The sequence below is a fragment of the Novipirellula rosea genome, assembly GCF_039541335.1.
Classification (GTDB): domain Bacteria; phylum Planctomycetota; class Planctomycetia; order Pirellulales; family Pirellulaceae; genus Novipirellula; species Novipirellula rosea.
The window spans coordinates 323,826-339,597 of record NZ_BAABGA010000029.1; the positions used below are offsets into that span (position 1 = coordinate 323,826).

At 56.5% G+C, this 15,772-nt stretch carries 11 protein-coding genes; 5 read left to right on the forward strand and 6 right to left on the reverse strand.

Annotated elements, in window-relative coordinates:
* Window positions 1-136: 136 nt before the first annotated feature.
* A complete protein-coding gene (locus ABD971_RS11145) occupies window positions 137-2,470 on the reverse strand; it encodes a preprotein translocase subunit SecA (protein WP_345322012.1) in 2,334 nt (777 codons plus the stop codon).
* Window positions 2,471-2,721: 251 nt separating this feature from the next.
* Between ABD971_RS11145 and ABD971_RS11150 the strand changes: the two genes are divergently transcribed.
* Both ABD971_RS11150 and ABD971_RS11155 read left to right on the forward strand, forming a co-directional pair.
* The gene (locus ABD971_RS11150) at window positions 2,722-4,260 is read left to right on the forward strand and encodes a BBP7 family outer membrane beta-barrel protein (protein ID WP_345322014.1); all 1,539 of its coding nucleotides are present in this window, start codon (window positions 2,722-2,724) and stop codon (window positions 4,258-4,260) included.
* Between the two features lie 170 nt (window positions 4,261-4,430).
* Window positions 4,431-5,351, forward strand: coding sequence for an aldo/keto reductase (locus ABD971_RS11155; protein WP_345322017.1), 921 nt, complete (start codon window positions 4,431-4,433; stop codon window positions 5,349-5,351).
* Window positions 5,352-5,508: 157 nt separating this feature from the next.
* On the opposite strand, the gene ABD971_RS11160 is transcribed toward ABD971_RS11155, so the two are convergent.
* The 3 genes from ABD971_RS11160 to ABD971_RS11170 form a co-directional block, all read right to left on the reverse strand.
* Window positions 5,509-8,172 carry a PSD1 and planctomycete cytochrome C domain-containing protein gene (locus ABD971_RS11160; protein ID WP_345322020.1) on the reverse strand — a complete coding sequence of 888 codons (2,664 nt, stop codon included), beginning with the start codon at window positions 8,170-8,172 and terminating at the stop codon, window positions 5,509-5,511.
* Window positions 8,173-8,590: 418 nt separating this feature from the next.
* Window positions 8,591-9,670: an NADH:flavin oxidoreductase/NADH oxidase gene (locus ABD971_RS11165; RefSeq protein ID WP_345322022.1), complete on the reverse strand. Its 1,080-nt coding sequence runs from the start codon at window positions 9,668-9,670 to the stop codon at window positions 8,591-8,593.
* A gap of 67 nt (window positions 9,671-9,737) precedes the next feature.
* Window positions 9,738-9,932: a hypothetical protein gene (locus tag ABD971_RS11170; RefSeq protein ID WP_345322025.1), complete on the reverse strand. Its 195-nt coding sequence runs from the start codon at window positions 9,930-9,932 to the stop codon at window positions 9,738-9,740.
* 346 nt (window positions 9,933-10,278) lie between these two features.
* On the opposite strand from ABD971_RS11170, the gene ABD971_RS11175 reads away from it, so the two are divergent.
* Together ABD971_RS11175 and ABD971_RS11180 are read left to right on the forward strand one after the other, a co-directional pair.
* Window positions 10,279-11,382, forward strand: a complete 1,104-nt coding sequence (locus tag ABD971_RS11175; protein ID WP_345322027.1) for a hypothetical protein — start codon at window positions 10,279-10,281, stop codon at window positions 11,380-11,382.
* Window positions 11,383-11,568: 186 nt separating this feature from the next.
* Window positions 11,569-12,171 (forward strand): hypothetical protein, encoded by a 603-nt coding sequence (locus ABD971_RS11180; protein WP_345322030.1) that lies wholly within the window; start codon window positions 11,569-11,571, stop codon window positions 12,169-12,171.
* Between the two features lie 54 nt (window positions 12,172-12,225).
* Here ABD971_RS11180 and ABD971_RS11185 read toward each other — a convergent pair whose 3' ends face one another.
* Window positions 12,226-12,711 (reverse strand): hypothetical protein, encoded by a 486-nt coding sequence (locus ABD971_RS11185; protein WP_339940114.1) that lies wholly within the window; start codon window positions 12,709-12,711, stop codon window positions 12,226-12,228.
* A gap of 410 nt (window positions 12,712-13,121) precedes the next feature.
* Between ABD971_RS11185 and ABD971_RS11190 the strand changes: the two genes are divergently transcribed.
* Entirely contained in the window at window positions 13,122-14,018 is an 897-nt protein-coding gene (locus tag ABD971_RS11190) for an HDOD domain-containing protein (RefSeq protein ID WP_339940116.1), read from the forward strand.
* A gap of 135 nt (window positions 14,019-14,153) precedes the next feature.
* Here the strand turns inward: ABD971_RS11190 and ABD971_RS11195 are convergent, their stop codons facing one another.
* Complete coding sequence (locus tag ABD971_RS11195; protein WP_339940118.1) at window positions 14,154-15,635, reverse strand: DUF6666 family protein; 1,482 nt, start codon at window positions 15,633-15,635, stop codon at window positions 14,154-14,156.
* Window positions 15,636-15,772: the final 137 nt, after the last annotated feature.

Here is a 15,772-nt window from a genome sequence, read left to right on the forward strand (position 1 = left end):
GAGTCTCCTGGTTTGGATTGGGAATAGTCACTGCGGAAGTCCGCTGTCAACACCGATAGGAAGAGATTTTGAAAATTGATTTGGCCGACGCGGTCCGGCGGCTTGCGTCGATGCCACAACGCGAGGGTGTTGAACTTTAGTCCGGCGTATCGAGATAGGGATCTTGGCCGATTTCACGCTGCATTTTCTTGCGTTCCTTTTCATGATGCATCAGCACCATGCGGTCTCGGAAATGCTTGCGTTCGACCTTTCGTTGAGCTTTTCCGAACAGTTTCGCGTAGCTATCCATCGCTCCTGGTTTGGCGATCCCTTTTGCCTTTAACTTCTCCGCGCGAGCCGGGCCGAGTCCGCCTTTGAGGATATCGTCGTCCAGCGACAGATATTGGCGATACGAGCCCTCGTCGCCTTGTCGACCACAACGGCCGATCAATTGGCGGTCGATCCGCGCGGCATCGTGCAGCTCGGTACAAATCACGTGCATCCCGCCCATCGATTCGATCGCATCGGCCAATTTGATATCGGTACCACGCCCAGCCATGTTGGTCGCCACGGTGACCTTGCCTCGTTCGCCGGCTGCGGAAACGATCTCGGCTTCCATTTCGACATTGTTCGCGTTCAGCACTTTGTGTTCGATCCCCAGTTCGTCTAGCAATCGCGAGACGATCATGCTCTTGTCGATCGATCGTGTTCCGATCAGCACCGGGCGTCCCTGGGCATGCACCTCTTGGACCTCTTTGACGACCGCTTCAAATTTGGCTTGCATCGTGCCAAACACGCGGTCGGCGAGCCGTTTACGTTTGGGGGGCCGGTTAGTGGGAACGGGGATCACCGGAGTGCGATAGATTCGCCGCAATTCGCGGGCGCTGGTGGCCGCCGTTCCGGTCATTCCGGCCAGATGCGGGTACCGCAGAAACAGGTCCTGGACGGTGATTCGAGCCGCCTGGCCGGTGGGCACGCTGATTTCGATTTTCTCTTTGGCTTCGATCGCTTGATGGATCCCGTCACGCCACTTGCGTCCCTCGGCGAGCCGGCCGGTGAACTCGTCGACGATCACGATTTCGTCGATCCCTTTTTCGTTCGGTTTGACCACGTATTGGCGGTTCAGCAGGAATTCACGGTGGACCTTCACCGAGCGTTCGATGTACTCGTACAAATCGACCAGTCCCATCGTGCGAACGAGGTCGCTTTTGGGAAGGGCGCGGACTTTTTGCCGTCCCCGAGCGGTCAATTCGTACTGTTTGGTGTCGTCGTCGATCTCGAAATGCTCGTCCAATTCGAAGCTGGGGGCGTTTTCGGCGGCCCACAGATAGGTTTCCACGATCTGGTCGCGAACGGTGTCTTCGATGCTGCCGATGATCAGCGGTGTCCGTGCTTCGTCAATCAAAATACTGTCGGCCTCGTCGACCAAACAGAAATGCATGCCTCGCATCACGATTTGGTCGCCGCCGCCTGAAAATCCGCCGCCGCCATCGCCAAGCATCTCAGTTTGCAAACGGTTCTGGGCTCGCAGCAGCAGTCGATCTCGCAAGAAATCGAAGCCAAATTCTTTGGCGGTTCCGTAGGTGATCGCACAGCCATAGGATTCGCGGCGGGCTTTCTGGTCGTCTTGCGTTTGAATGATCCCGACGGACACGCCGAGCAGTTCAAACAGCGGCCGCATCCACTCGGCGTCACGTTTGGCCAAGTAATCATTGACCGTGGCCAGGTGGGCGCCTTTGCCCGTCAACGAGTGCAGGTACAACGGCAGCGACGCGGTCAACGTTTTGCCTTCCCCGGTCTGCATTTCGGCGATACAGCCTTCGTACAGCGAGATACCACCGATGATTTGCACATCGTAATGCCGCATCGATAACGCTCGCCGGCCCGCTTCACGGACCAACGCATAGCCTTCGGGCAACAGCACCGAAAGCTTTTCGCCCGCCATCGCTCGGTAACGCAGTGCAAGCGATCGTTTTCGCAGCGAGAGGTCATCTTCCGCTTTCAAAATTGGCTCAAGTGCATTGATCTGAGCCAATTTGCGACGCCACCGCATCATGCGGGGGCTGAGCCCTTGCTTGGAATAGGGCGACAGTGCTTTGTGAGTGCCGCCGATGTGACGTGCACTGGTGGCAGGTTTACGCTCGGGTTCGGGCTCCGGGTGCGGGGGCACAGCGTCGAGCAATTCTCCCTGCAGCGAGTCTCCCTGCGGCGAGTCTCCCTGCGGCGAGTCTCCCTGCAGCGGGGCGTCCGGCAGAGCGGAGTGATCATGCTCTGGGGCATGGCTCGTTGTCGGGTCTGCAGCGGATGCCGCGTGGGTCTGTTTGCTGTCCATTTCCTGATCCGTTTGCTTGCCTTCCATTTCATCCCCTTGGCCGCTGAGGGCGCTGTCTAACTCGTCGACAATTTCGCCTGTCAAAAATGCCGCTCGTGAATCCGGTTGGGGCGCCGACCCTGAAATTGGCAGCTCCGGTCCAGAATTACGAGCAGACATAGCGACTTCTTTGCAAGTTTTTTTGGTTTCAGAAGTGATGTAATAGCCTCTTCAACGCGCTGAATCGCGTGAAACATCCATTCTAACGGGTAATCCAGCGATGTTAGCGAAACTTTGCACGCTTTATCCACCAAGCTGGGTAGTTTGAGTCGACTTTGCCTAGTGTTCCTGTCGATCTGCATATAGCGGTGAAACGAGTCGATTGTCTTATACCAGTCAATCAGTGTTCCCGGACTGTTACGAGATTTCCTATGAAAACGAATTTGAGAGGCCTGGCCCTAACAGCATTGTTGCTGTCCGCCTCAAACGTGAGCTTTGCTCAACAGGGTGCTTCGAGTGTTGGTGATCTTCCAGGCTACGACGAAGACGCATATTTTGCCGACGAAAGCACTTACCAACAACAGGTAAGTGAAGTCGCTCCGGCGTCTCATGCGAATACTTACGAGTCTTCGCAAGCCTACGAAGAGGACACGGCACACTACGATGCCCCGTCTGCCTATCAGTCGCAGCCTGCCTACTCGGCTCCCGCTGCCAACGATCTTCAACCGGTCGCCTTCCTCGATGGGCATCGTTTGCGAAATCGTCGTAGCCACGGCGGTTATCAAGCCGCTTGTGACGGCGGTTGCGGTGGCAGCTGTGGTCAAGCCGGTTGCGGAATGGGTTACAGCGGCGGATGTGATGCCGGTTGTAGCGGCAGCTGTGGTGGCGACTGTGGCCGCCGTGGTGCGCTTCGCCGCATGGGGCTCGGATCGATGTTCGGTTGCGAAAGCAACACATGGGCACAAACCGAAGCCTTGTTGTGGTTCACGCAAGACCGTGACATGCCCGCCTTGATCGCTACTGCGGCACCAGGTGAAGCCCCCTTCGGTCCCGATTCGACGACCGTCTTTGGTGACGACATCAATGGCGAATTGTCGGGCGGTTTCCGTGGTGACTTCGGCAAGTATTTCACTAAAAACGTCGGCCTCGGTGGACGCTTCTGGATCCTTGCTGAAAACCAAGATTCGTTCTACGGCGAAGGCGACGGCAGCGACCGATCGATCGGTCGCCCCTACTTCAACACCAACACCGGTGGTATGGACGCATTGCTTGTCGCAGCGGACAACTTTAACGGTGCAAACTTCACCGGTGCCATCGCCGCAGAGAGCTCGCTCGAACTGCTTGGTGCCGAAGGTTACGCTCGCATCAATCTGGGCGGCAGCCGCACCAGCAAGGTTGAATTGATCGGGGGTTACACTCACTTTAGCATCGACGACACGTTGCGAATGAGCAGTGCTAGCTTGAACCGTAACACCGGCAACCTGACCAACTTCAACGACTCGTTCGAAATGGAAAACCGTTTCAACGGTGGTCAAGTTGGTTTCGAAATGAGCGTGACTCGGGGTCGTTGGACCGCCCGTTCGTTGACCAAGGTCCACTTGGGTAACATGAACCAAACCGCGAACATCGCCGGTTCGTCCCAGTTCGGTCCTGTCGGCAGCAACCCACCTGTGCTATCCGGTGGAGCTCTGGCGTTGGACAACCAAGGCACGTACGAGCGAGATGTGTTCTCCTTCATTCCTGAAGCGAACTTCAAGCTCGGCTACCGATTCCGCCCCAACGTTTCGCTTAGCGTTGGCTACTCGTTCCTGTACTTCGACAATGTGGCCCTTGCCGGCGACGTGGTTGATCCGATCTTCGACGGAACGACCAACGCCACGGGTGGCCCGTTCGGTGGACGACCGTTCAAATTTGATGATTCGAGCCTCTGGGTTCAAGGAATCGACCTAGGTGTGGTAATCAACCTCTAAGTTGAACTGAAAATTGGCCCAGCGGCTCCGGCTCATCGTTTTAGTCCGGAACACCGCGTCGGAGTCCGCTAGAAGAGTCAAATTTGGGGTGTGAGGGATTTTTCCTTCACGCCCCTTTTTTCGTTGGTTGACGCTTTTCGTCGCCGGATTTGCTCGGCACAATGACAAGCATGAATAACGAAAAACCGATCGTGCTTGGTCTCTGGCCCATCGCGGGCGTCACCACTATGGGCGTCACCCGCAGCGATGCCGAAGCCACTATCGCCACCGCCATCGATTTGGGCGTGACCGCGTTTGATACCGCATTCAGCTACGGTTATGACGGCGAGAGCGATAAGATTTTACGGCCGTTTTTGGCCGAGGATCGCGACCGTTTCGAGGTGATTGGAAAGGTGGGCCAGCGATGGTCAAGCGATCGCAAACGGGTCATCGATGGTTCGGCCGGAACGCTCACTACTGATGCCGAAGAATCCTTGCGTCGACTCGGGATCGATTGCTTTGACGTGCTGATGTTGCACTCGCCCGATCCAAACGTGGCAATCGAAACCTCGGCCGCTGCGATCGCGGAACTCCAGCGACGAGGGCTCTGCAAACGCACCGGGGTTAGCAATGTGACGCCGGCACAAAGGGCACAGTTCGCGTCGGTGGTTCGCTGTGATGCGATCGAGTGTCCGCTAAATCTGTTGCAGCGTGATTCGCTCGATCAATTGATCCCCGAGGCGAATCAGGATGGCGGCCAGGTCTACGTGTTTTGGACGCTGATGAAAGGCTTGTTGGCAGGCAAAATCAAACGCGATCATGTGTTTGCCGAAGGCGATAGTCGGCCTGGGTATCCGATTTTCCAAGGCGCTGCACGCGAGCGGACGCATAGGATATTGGATCAAATGCAGATACTTGGCGAACGTACGAACCGTACCATTGCCGAATTGTCGATCGGTTGGGCGGTGTCGCAGCCGGGCGTTACCGCCGCGCTCGTCGGTGCTCGTCGGCCGACTCAGATACGCGAAACATGCACCGCCACTCGCTTGCCACCCGAGATCGTCAGCGAGATCGACCAGATTGTCGCGTCGACCGATTCTGACGGGATGTAGGGCCGGCTGCTTTGGTTAGCCGTTTTGGCTGACGTCGTGAAGCCTTTTTTCGTAGCGGAACTCGTCAAGAGTTTCGGGAGGCATCCGTCAATCGAACGAAAGCCGTTGACGACTTCCGCTACTCGGAGACGGCTAGCACAAACGCGGTGATGTTCGGCTAATCCACGAACGCAAATTCGTTGCTCATCAATAAGACTTGGGCCAGTTGCTCGAGTCGATCGAGTGGTCGTGATGCCGCGTTTCTGCCGGGACCTTTGAAGTCTTCGGCCGAATCGGTTTCAAATTCCTGTCCGGTCTCGGTCACCAATTTGATCGTGGCTTGCCACACGAACGAGTCGAAACTATCGGAATCCCCGCGATTGATGACGAAATCGATTGTTTGTCCCTTTTCGATCCGTGTTTTCAGTGGTCCGAATTCACGATTTTCGCCGTGACGAACTTCGCTGAACAATTGCTCTTTGCCGCACCACACGATCGCCTGGACTCCGTCACCTCGTTTTTCGCGATGCCCGATCATCCCCGCGATTGTGACGTCGCCCGCCACCGGTGCGGTCCAGCGCCGCACGACGCCGCCGTCGGCGCCCCGCATGGCGTGACCTCCATTGTCGGTCAACGCCGCATAGCCAAACGAACCATCGTCGGGGTACTTGTCCTTGGCTTGCCAGCGTTTGTCTTTGAATACCGCAAGCGGTTGGAACTCGCTGACACGGCGGTCGGCATCCAGTTTCGCGGTGCCGTAGGTCCAGTGCTCACTCGCGACAACGAACGGCGCCGGAGCTTGTTGTAAAAAGGAAACGAATTGTCGTTGTTCCTCTTCACTGGGTTCACGCGACAACACACGTCGAACCAGTGTTTGTGTGTACGCCAACTCGTTGGGCTGTTCACTGTTGCGAGCGACAGTTCGCCGGACTTCCTTCGCTACCCGCCTCGCTAATTCCTGAGATTGGGCTCCGTTTAGCAAGTACAGTGACTGTTGCGGCACCGTCGTGAAATAGCGATTGGGCGAATGAGCATCGGGACTGGCAAAGTCAAAGGTGCGAAACACCGCTGGCAAATTCTGACGATCGATCATCGCGTAGATCGTACGCCGGGGGGCGGGCGTCGGTCCGGTGATCTGGACCGGCTCGCCACCGATCGTGTGCTGCAACGACCCTGAAACCGCCAAGAACGAATCACGCAGCGATTCAAAATCACGCCGGCGACGGTTCGCGCGGGCCAGTAGTCCATTGTCGGGATCAAGTTCAAGATTTCGCTCGGAGGACGATACTGCTTGCCGATAGATTCGTGAAAGGACGATGCGGCGGACCGTTTTCTTAACACTCTGGTGTCGCGAAAAATCCACCGCCAATTCTTCGAGCACCTCGGCAACCGCAGGCGGCGGAGTCCGTACTCCGAAGTCACTTGTCGATTCGACCAACGGTTTGCCGGTTAAATGCCCCCAGATTCGATTGACAAAAACTCGCGAGGTCAGCGGATTGTCTGCTGCGGCGATCTTGTTCGCCAATTCCCAACGACCGCTGCCATCACGAAACGGTTTGTCATCCGCATCACGCAGCGCGGTGAAATATTGCCGCGGCGCAATCTCGCCTCGATTCCCCTGTTGGCCACGGACCAAGATCGGATGATCGTGCGGCTTTTCGATATCGGACATCATCAACGGGCTTTTTCCGTCCTCGTGATGCTTGCTGCTGCTGAGGATTCCGAACATCGCGTAATAATCCGCTGTCGGAATCGGGTCGAATTTGTGGTCGTGGCAACGAGCACAGCTGACGGTCAACCCGAGTAACCCGCGAGTGATCACGTCGATGCGATCATCGCGCGTATCTAAACCGTTCAAGTAGCGACGTCCGACGGTTAAAAAGCCCATCGCGTCGAGATTGCCCGCTTCGTTATTGGGGTCGGTGCGATCCCCCGCCAATTGGTGCAGGATCATTTCGTTAAATGGCATGTCCGAGCCAAATGCATGAATCGTCCAATCGCGGTAACGATCGCTCCCTTTTAAACGACGTTCCTTGCCCCCGAGTGCGTAGCCAACCGTGTCGGCGTAGCGTGCCACATCCAACCAATAGCGAGAAAACCGCTCGGCGTATTCGGGGGACGCCAACAGCGAATCGACCAAACGCACGTACGCATCAGGCCGCGTCGAAGCGACAAACTGCTCAATCGCGGACTCACTAGGTGGTAGTCCGGTCAAATCAAAATAGACACGGCGGATCAGCGTTTCACGCGGCGCCGGTTCGGCCAGCGTCACCCCCTTCTCGGTCGCTCGTTGGCTCGCAAAATCGTCGATCACGTCGTGGGATCGGGGATCATGCTGCGGTGGCGGATCGGGTGACACGGGGGCGACAAACGCCCAGTGCGATTTGGGGTCGATGTCCATCGGTGAAACCGAGGGCTGGTGGGTCGCATCCTGTTCGATAACACGCGGGTCCGGTGCCCCCATTTCAACCCAGCTGCGAAGGTTCGCAATCGCGTCGTCATCAAGTTTGCCCTCCGGCGGCATCTGCATGTCGTCATCCACATACTCGACTGCACGAAGCAGCAGGCTTTTGGATCGATCGGTGTCCGAGATCGCGGCACCCCGAGTCCCGCCACGTCGCAGTCCGGCACGCGAATCGACATACAGTTCGCCTTCGCTGGCGTCGGCTTCATGCGAATGGCACTCGTAGCAATGTTCGATCAGCAACGGTCGGATCTTTGACTCGAAAAACGTGACCGCTTCGCTGCTGAGTTGGGTTCCGGCTGCGGGCGTCGCCCCAGTCGCCGGTTGCTCGGCGACAAGCGTTGATGCCGAAATCAGGACAAGCAGCGTGACACGCATCAAGCCTATAGAGCTTTGGCAGGATGGGCGCTTTTGTGTAGAGCGATAGAAATTGCGTGCGATCAACATCGAACGTTATGCCTGTGGGCGTATGCGATTGGTGGGGAGCGTCATTGATCGCGCCGCGATCAAAACGCTGTTGCTCCGCGATTCAACGCTTCATTTGCTCGCGTTGGATCGGTTGGTGAGCGAGGGGGGTTCGGGGGGCAGTGATGCGGGGGACTCAGCGATGGGAAATCGCAATATGGGAGGGAGTCGCCATTATAGTCGCGAACAAACTGCGTGACGATGGCGGAAATCACGAGCAGCCAAGGCTCGCTCGAAGTAGCCAAAGGACCTGGAATCACCGAGAGACGCGGAAAAGACGTTTGTTTTTCGCGAGCCCTGCTTAGCGAGCCCTGCTTGCCACGCCGATCACTTAATCGACCGCGCGTGCGTATTGGACCGGCAAGATGTCGCTGGCCACTTCTGCGCCGAGCGTTTCGGCCGCGTGGTAGGGCCAGTACGGATCTCGCAGCAGTTCACGCCCCAACATCACCATGTCGACTTGTTCTTTTTGCAGTGCATCCTCGGCTTGCTGCGGTTCGGTGATCGACCAACTGGTGGTGGTCGGAATATTAGCCTCTTTGCGGATCCGACCTGCGATCGGAATCATGAACCCGGGGCCCCAAGGGACGCTATCGATATCGGGAGTCACAAATCCGTGGCTGACATCCAGCAGGTCCAAGCCGGCGGATTTTAGTTTGCGAGTCAATTCGATCGACTCGTCGATCGTGACGCCTCCATCGACCCAATCGGTCACCGACAATCGAGCGGTCAACGGCAGCCGCTCGGGCCACACCTTTCGCACCGCAGCAAACGTTTCCATCATAAAACGAATACGGTTTTCGAAGTCACCGCCATAGGCATCGGTCCGTTTGTTGGACAAGGGCGAATAGAACTCGTGTGCCAAGTAACCGTGGGCAAAGTGGATTTCGAGATAGTTAAAACCGGCTGCCAATGCCCGCTCGGCGGCACGCACGAAATCGCCTTTGACCCGGGTGATATCATCGAGCGTCATCTCTTTTGGCTGTTTGGAGAGTTTGTCGCCAAAAGCGATTGGCGATGGTGCGATCGTGTCCCAGCCTCCTTCGTCATTGGCAAGATGTTTGTCCCCTTCCCACGGTTTACTCGCACTCGCCTTGCGACCGGCATGTGCGAGTTGAATGCCGGCGACCGAGCCATGTTCTTTTAGAAACCGGGCAAGCTTGGCAAACGGCTCGACGTGATCATCGCTATAGATCCCGCTGTCGGCGGGGCTGATCCGGCCCTCAGGCGATACCGCGGTCGCCTCGACCACCACCAAGCCTGCCCCGCCAATGGCGCGTGAACCCAGATGGACGAGATGCCAATCGTTTGGAAAACCATCGTCGGATGAATATTGACACATCGGCGACACGGCGATGCGGTTTCGCAAGGTGACATCTTTGAGCGTCAGTTTTTCGAAGAGTTTTGTCATAGCAGCAGGGGCACGGGGATAACGAGGAAGCAAGCCGGTGGCGCACCATGGGCAAGCCAGACGGCAGCTAATTTGATTCCAGCAGCGTTGGATGACGAGGCGCATGCTGTATCGATTGTGCCAAGGTGTCAATACGACGGGCGACTTGAGCAAAAATCGCCGAGATGCTGGTCAAATCGCCCTTTCCAGTACCGGTCAGTGGATTCGTGCGTCTCAGACTCATTACTCCGCCCGAATTCTTGTTCACGGCCGCGGCGGACATGCAAGTCGCTCCCTCGGTCGGGGGCGTTGTGACCTTTCCGCGAGCGAAAAATGTGCCGTATGCGATGACTCCGCACCCGCTAAAATCCGATCGATTCGGTTTTAGAGCGAGTTCGTGACAGTTTTTCCACACCGCATTGTTTCTGCAATCGCTACGACTAACGTGTGTTTTGCGGGGCCATGACCGAAATTGATGCGAGTGACTTCATTGCGGCTTCATCGTTCGTTAGCGTAGACGTGCGGTGGCAAGGCGAGTCTTGTCTGCCCCGTTTTCTGGCTTTTCACGCCTCATGGTTCGGCCTGAAGCCTCGATGCACTGATTCCCACTCCTCACGCGACGGATGCCGATGACCCCCGAAGATTCTTACGACGTTCCTGTGCAAACGGATGTCGATGCGGCGGAAGTTTCTGCGACGGATTCCCAGGAACTCGATTCCAATGGGACCGAAACGTATGAAAACCAATCCAGTTATGAAACCGAAACAAATTTAGAGACCGAAACGTACGAAGACGTCGATTCGAGCGACGACGTGGCCGCCCCCGTTGCCTCGGCCGATGATGCGGACAACGCCGAAGTGTTGGTGAGCGAGGCGAGCGAATCGGATGTCGATGAGCAAGAGATCGTCGAAGCCAAGCAAGCTTGGGATGAAGACGATCCACGTTTGGCCGAATTGGCGCAGCCGTTTGTTGGCCAGTGGAACCAATTGATCAGCACGACGAATTGGGAAAAGGGCGAAATCGTCCACCAATGGCGTTTGGCACTGATCGAGTCCGGGGCGCCTTCGACCGAATACTCCGACGAAGCATGGGCACGTCGTGTGGGCGGCGTGACCGCACCGCACGTGGGACGTTTGCGTCGCGTTTTCGACCGTTTTGGTTCGACCCGTGCCACTTATGACAAATTGTATTGGAGCCATTTCTTGGCGGCTCTCGATTGGGACGACGCTCCGTTGTGGCTCGAAGGTGCCGTTCAGGAATCTTGGAGTGTTTCCCAAATGCGTGAAAAACGCTGGGAAGCCACCGGAGCGGTCGAATCGCAACGGCCAACCAACAGCCAAATTGTCGAAGTCGACACCGACGAAGACGTCGTGTTGCCCGCGCAAGGCGGCGGCCGTACCAAAGATTTTGACGAAGAGAGCGCCGGCGAAGTCGCTACGGGACCGCGACCCGAAGGCCCCGACTTTGGCGACGAAGAAGAGTTTTCCGCGATGGATGCCTCCAAGGCGAACCCGCCGATGGCCGAGGCCGAGTCGAAATCAGAATCCTCGGCCGAGACTCCTTCGACCAGCCAACCGTTCGCGGGATTGCCCGAACTTCCCGATGATTTGGCCGATGCCATCGAATCGCTGAAGTTAGCCGTGCTGCGTCACAAGTCGGCGAAGTGGGAACAAACCGATGCCGAAACGATCGAACGCTACCTCGTTGCGATCGGCATTTTGCTGAAATCATAAGCAAGCGGCTCACCGTAGCCCGGGCAGCTATTTGGCTGGCCCGGGCTATTTTTTTGCCGCGACTCAGTCTGCCCCAGACGTTCTCTTGTCATCGACTTTGTCTGGCACGACTTTGTTTGACGTTACTTTGTGCGTCTGTGTGCTAAGTTTTACCTGCCATCTTCTTTTTTAAAGGCTGTCTCATCGATGCGAATCTATCCCCTTCACAATGAATTGCAACTCGATCACGGTTCGGCCGATATCCATGACGGGTTCGCTGGTGAATCCCTCGGCGGCAAGGCATCCAGCGACATCGTCGCCTATCCAGCTTGCGATCGCCGACTGGCAATCCTGCTATGCATGATCACGACGTTGATTGGGTTTGCCATCGGTGGTTGCAGCGATGACTCGGCTGCTAAAGAGATCTTGCTGAAACGTGGCTGTTTGAGCGAGTTGGCATCGCAATATCGCCGCTTTCAAACCGAGAATGGAAAGTCGCCCAAGGATGTTACCGAGTTCGCTACGTTTATCGAAGCAAGCATTCCTGCAGACCAGGATCCGACGACGACGCAGTCTAGCGGTGAGATTGATATCCTCGGCGAATCGCTGCGGCGGCTTACCGAGGGTGACATGATGATGTTGTACAACGCGGTGCTCTTTACCGACCCTGCGGTCGATCCCACCGCCATCCTTGGCTTTGAAGCGGCCGTCGCCGGTTCGGGCGGCTATGTCGTGAGCGTCAACGGCGATTCGACTCACATGAACGCCAAGACGTTTGCCCAGCAGGCGAAGGTCGCCACGGTCGAATAAAACACGGCCGAATAGAACCGGCCGAATAGAACCGGCTGAATAGAAGACGGCGGGTTAGACGCGTGCTTTGGGCTTAGCCATATTGAAAATCACCGCGATCATGGTGATTTGAAGGACCGCGATCATTAACGGTGGAATCCCGCTGACGCGGCCAAGCATCGAATTGAACCATTTCGGTTCGCGTGACTCTTGCATCGCGATCAATTCGCTAATCGAATGCGTTTGCCCCAGCCCGCTGGTTTGCGGCCACGACGAAGTATGTTCCCAGCCGCGATTGGTCCGCCGCCAACCGGTTGGCGGGATCGGGTTCAGCGGTCGGGATCCTGTCGATGTGACCGCAGGCGTCACTGACGAGTCTGCAGCCGAGGTGACTGCAGATGTTGTTGCTGCGGGGGCGGTGGCAAGCGAAGGGATTGGATCGCCGTGAGCCCATTGCAATGCGATCACGAACGCCACGATCAGCGTAACGCACTTGGCATTGATCCATAGACAATGCTTCAGGAGACGAATGTCGTTTTTGTTGAATCCAAGGTTGCTCATATTAAAGGGAGCAACGTTGCACAAAGCGAACCAATTCGCGATTCAAATGGGTTTACGTGTGTTCTAAGTTCTTGCTGAGTAACGGGTTGTGCGATTGTTGTGCGTTCCCGGCGGGGATCCGTGGACGTTTGTTTTGGGCAACATAAGCTGCCCAAACGCAACGCGGGTTGCATCGTGGATTCACCGCGATGGTGAACCGGGAAACCGATGCCATGCGGACGCCGCAGTGACGGTTTGTAACGGAATTTCCGGTTGTTGGCCCCACGCTTTGGTTGCTTGATCGAGCCCCGATAAAAACGTTGCCCTCGGGTGATTCTTGGCCTAGGTTTCAGAGGCAAATCATTCGTGTTCGCCACCTGCAGAAATCACCCGACGAAAAAATTCCTAGGTCCAAAGCCCACAAAAAAATCATGTCGACCGTCATCAATACCACCGCTCTCGAAGATGTCTTTCACTCGGACGTATTGCCTGCGCTTCCGCACAGCGCGATCGCCCTGCTGCAGCTTTCGCAGCGAGAGGATGTGGGGCCGCCCGAATTTGCCAAGCCGATCGAGGCCGATCCGGGGCTGATGGGGCAAGTGTTGAAGTTCGTGAACTCGTCGTACTTTGGTTTCAGCCGCGAGATCATGAGTGTGCAACAAGCGTTGACATTGGTGGGCAGTCGAGCGATCACGAACTTTGCGCTTTGGAACGCCGTGTTCAGCGTGATTCCCAATCCAAAATTTGGTCCGTTCGACTTGAAGTCGCTTTGGCAAGACTCGCTGCGACGGGCGATCCTGGCACGCAAGCTCGGGCGTTCGCTGAAAGTCGAAAACGCCGAAGACTTGTTTGCCGGAGCACTTCTGCAAGATATGGCGATTCCGTTGTTGCTGAAGGAATTGCCAGAACAATACCAGGCGCTCGTCGAACGACGTGCGGCCGAGAGTCGACGTTTGAGTGGACTGGAACAAGAAATGTTCGGCTGGGATCATGCCGATGCCGCGGCACTCTTGGCGAATCGATGGAGTTTGCCCAAGGACTTTGTGACCTTGATTGCCCAGCACACTCAGCTTGAATCGCTACTTGCCCAAGGCGAATCGGCTCGCGGCGGAGCATGCGTTGCCTTGGCATCGCTGTTGCCATCCTGTAGCGACGATGACTGGAGCGAGAAGGCGGAATTTGTAGCCGGTTACGAGCGATTGACTCAAGGCGACCAAGCAAGCCTGGCGGATCTGTTTATCGATGTCGATGAGAACACCGCTTCGTTCGCTCCGCTACTAAAATTGCCAACGCCCAAACGCACCTTGTCGGGCTATTTGGCCGACTAATGCACGATAAGCTTCCGGGCTTGTCATCGACAGTCGCCGGACGTCTCAGGACGTCCGCGTTCTTTAACATCCGAATTCCCTAGGCCAGAACTTCGCTAAGGCTGCGGTCCGGCCTACGGCTATGACGGAATCCGTCTATTTGCGATCGACCATGAACGTGCCGTTGTCGGCGACGTCAAACATTGGACGGCTGTAACGGCCTGCCCCGCGTGGGCCACCGGGACGATAAACCAATCCGATAGCGATGTTCCATGACTCTTCCTGGTAACCGCCGTTGTTGGTTCCCTCGTTTGGAATCAAGTAGGTTGCTCCGGTCGAAAGAGCCAACTTTTGGCGAAGTGGCAGCGTCATCGTCGTGCCGAGAATGCCATCATCATGATTGGTCCATCCGGCGAACGCGTCCCACGATCCGGCGTTGTGAAGCATACGGCGATAGAAGAATCGGTACTGATCCGTCGACTCGAAGTCGATGCTCGAGATCACGGTGGCTCCTGCTGCGTTGCGGACCAAGGTCGAGGAACTGTCGTCGCCAAGACTGGTCATGAACTGGAATCCATAGACGTGACAGCCGTTTTCTTTCCAGCTCAATTCACCACGCAGTTGGGTCAAGTCGGCTTGGTAGTACCAATCGTCGTTCATGTAGTCGACGACCAACCCGTACTGCAAACCATAATCAACGCGGCGGAAAAATCCGCCCGTGACAAACACTTGATGACGTCGGTCGCTGGTGAATTCGGCACCCGACAGATTGTTCTGAGTCGCTCGCACACCGAGTTGCAGTGACATGTCCCAGCCAAACAACGGTTTCAGCGAACGTCCTTCGTTGAAGCCTTCGTAAAAACCGAAGCTGCCTGATCCAACACGGCTACGACCGTTGCCGCCATCGGTATTGGCAAAGCTGAGCGGGCCTTTGAATCCTTGGACACCGGCGAAAAAGTCGAATCGATGCCAATTGACTCGCAGCAGCGGCAGGAACAATGGATACGTTTGCACGCCACAGCATGAATCGCACCCGCCACCACCACAGCTGTCGCAATAGTTGCCACTGATCGATTCCAGCCCACAGCTGGCGTCGTGGTAACCGATCGATTCCATCCCGCAAACCGGTTCGCCATGGCAACTAGGACATGCCTCGACGCCACATCCGGGATCGCCATATTCGGCGCCACAACCGACTTCATACCCGTAGCCTGGCTCGAACCCACAACCGGGTTCAAAACCACAGCCCGGCTCGACGCCGCAGCTGACTTCGCCACCACAATCGCAAACCGGACCACAGTTGGTACAGCCGCCATCGTAGAATCCGACTTGGCGAATTTGGTCGTCCACCAAAGGTTCGGTGGGCATTTCGTCAATCACGTTGCCGCGAGCCGCTTGCGATACCAACGACCGTCGCTTCGGCATCGGCTTTGCCGATCGCTTGGGTTCCCACATCACTCGCGTCTGCTCCATCGAGGGGCTCGCCGCGGATGAGCGAAGCTGATTCTCGGCTCCCTCGGCATGCGAAAGAAGATGGAGATCATTTGCAAGCAAAGAAGCAAGTGCTACTGCGACAATCGCGGTAGACAACGTTTTCGTGGTTGCTAGCAGAGACCGTGAGATCGGTGACGTTTTCATAACAGCTACTTTTGAGAAAAGTCGTGCGAAGATGGCCGTTCTGGCAGATGCAAGCAATCCGCGTAACGCGATTGCGAGAGCATCTACCGAGACTCCAGTTTTCTTCATCGGCGCGGCATGACCGCTACGATGAGAAA

What these genes read in the sequence shown, in the direction of transcription:
- ABD971_RS11145 (WP_345322012.1), bottom strand. Translation starts at nt 2,470, where the DNA reads ATGTCTGCTCGTAATTCTGGACCGGAGCTGCCAATTTCAGGGTCGGCG.
- ABD971_RS11150 (WP_345322014.1), top strand. Translation starts at nt 2,722, where the DNA reads ATGAAAACGAATTTGAGAGGCCTGGCCCTAACAGCATTGTTGCTGTCC.
- ABD971_RS11155 (WP_345322017.1), top strand. Translation starts at nt 4,431, where the DNA reads ATGAATAACGAAAAACCGATCGTGCTTGGTCTCTGGCCCATCGCGGGC.
- ABD971_RS11160 (WP_345322020.1), bottom strand. Translation starts at nt 8,172, where the DNA reads ATGCGTGTCACGCTGCTTGTCCTGATTTCGGCATCAACGCTTGTCGCC.
- ABD971_RS11165 (WP_345322022.1), bottom strand. Translation starts at nt 9,670, where the DNA reads ATGACAAAACTCTTCGAAAAACTGACGCTCAAAGATGTCACCTTGCGA.
- ABD971_RS11170 (WP_345322025.1), bottom strand. Translation starts at nt 9,932, where the DNA reads ATGTCCGCCGCGGCCGTGAACAAGAATTCGGGCGGAGTAATGAGTCTG.
- ABD971_RS11175 (WP_345322027.1), top strand. Translation starts at nt 10,279, where the DNA reads ATGACCCCCGAAGATTCTTACGACGTTCCTGTGCAAACGGATGTCGAT.
- ABD971_RS11180 (WP_345322030.1), top strand. Translation starts at nt 11,569, where the DNA reads ATGCGAATCTATCCCCTTCACAATGAATTGCAACTCGATCACGGTTCG.
- ABD971_RS11185 (WP_339940114.1), bottom strand. Translation starts at nt 12,711, where the DNA reads ATGAGCAACCTTGGATTCAACAAAAACGACATTCGTCTCCTGAAGCAT.
- ABD971_RS11190 (WP_339940116.1), top strand. Translation starts at nt 13,122, where the DNA reads ATGTCGACCGTCATCAATACCACCGCTCTCGAAGATGTCTTTCACTCG.
- ABD971_RS11195 (WP_339940118.1), bottom strand. Translation starts at nt 15,635, where the DNA reads ATGAAAACGTCACCGATCTCACGGTCTCTGCTAGCAACCACGAAAACG.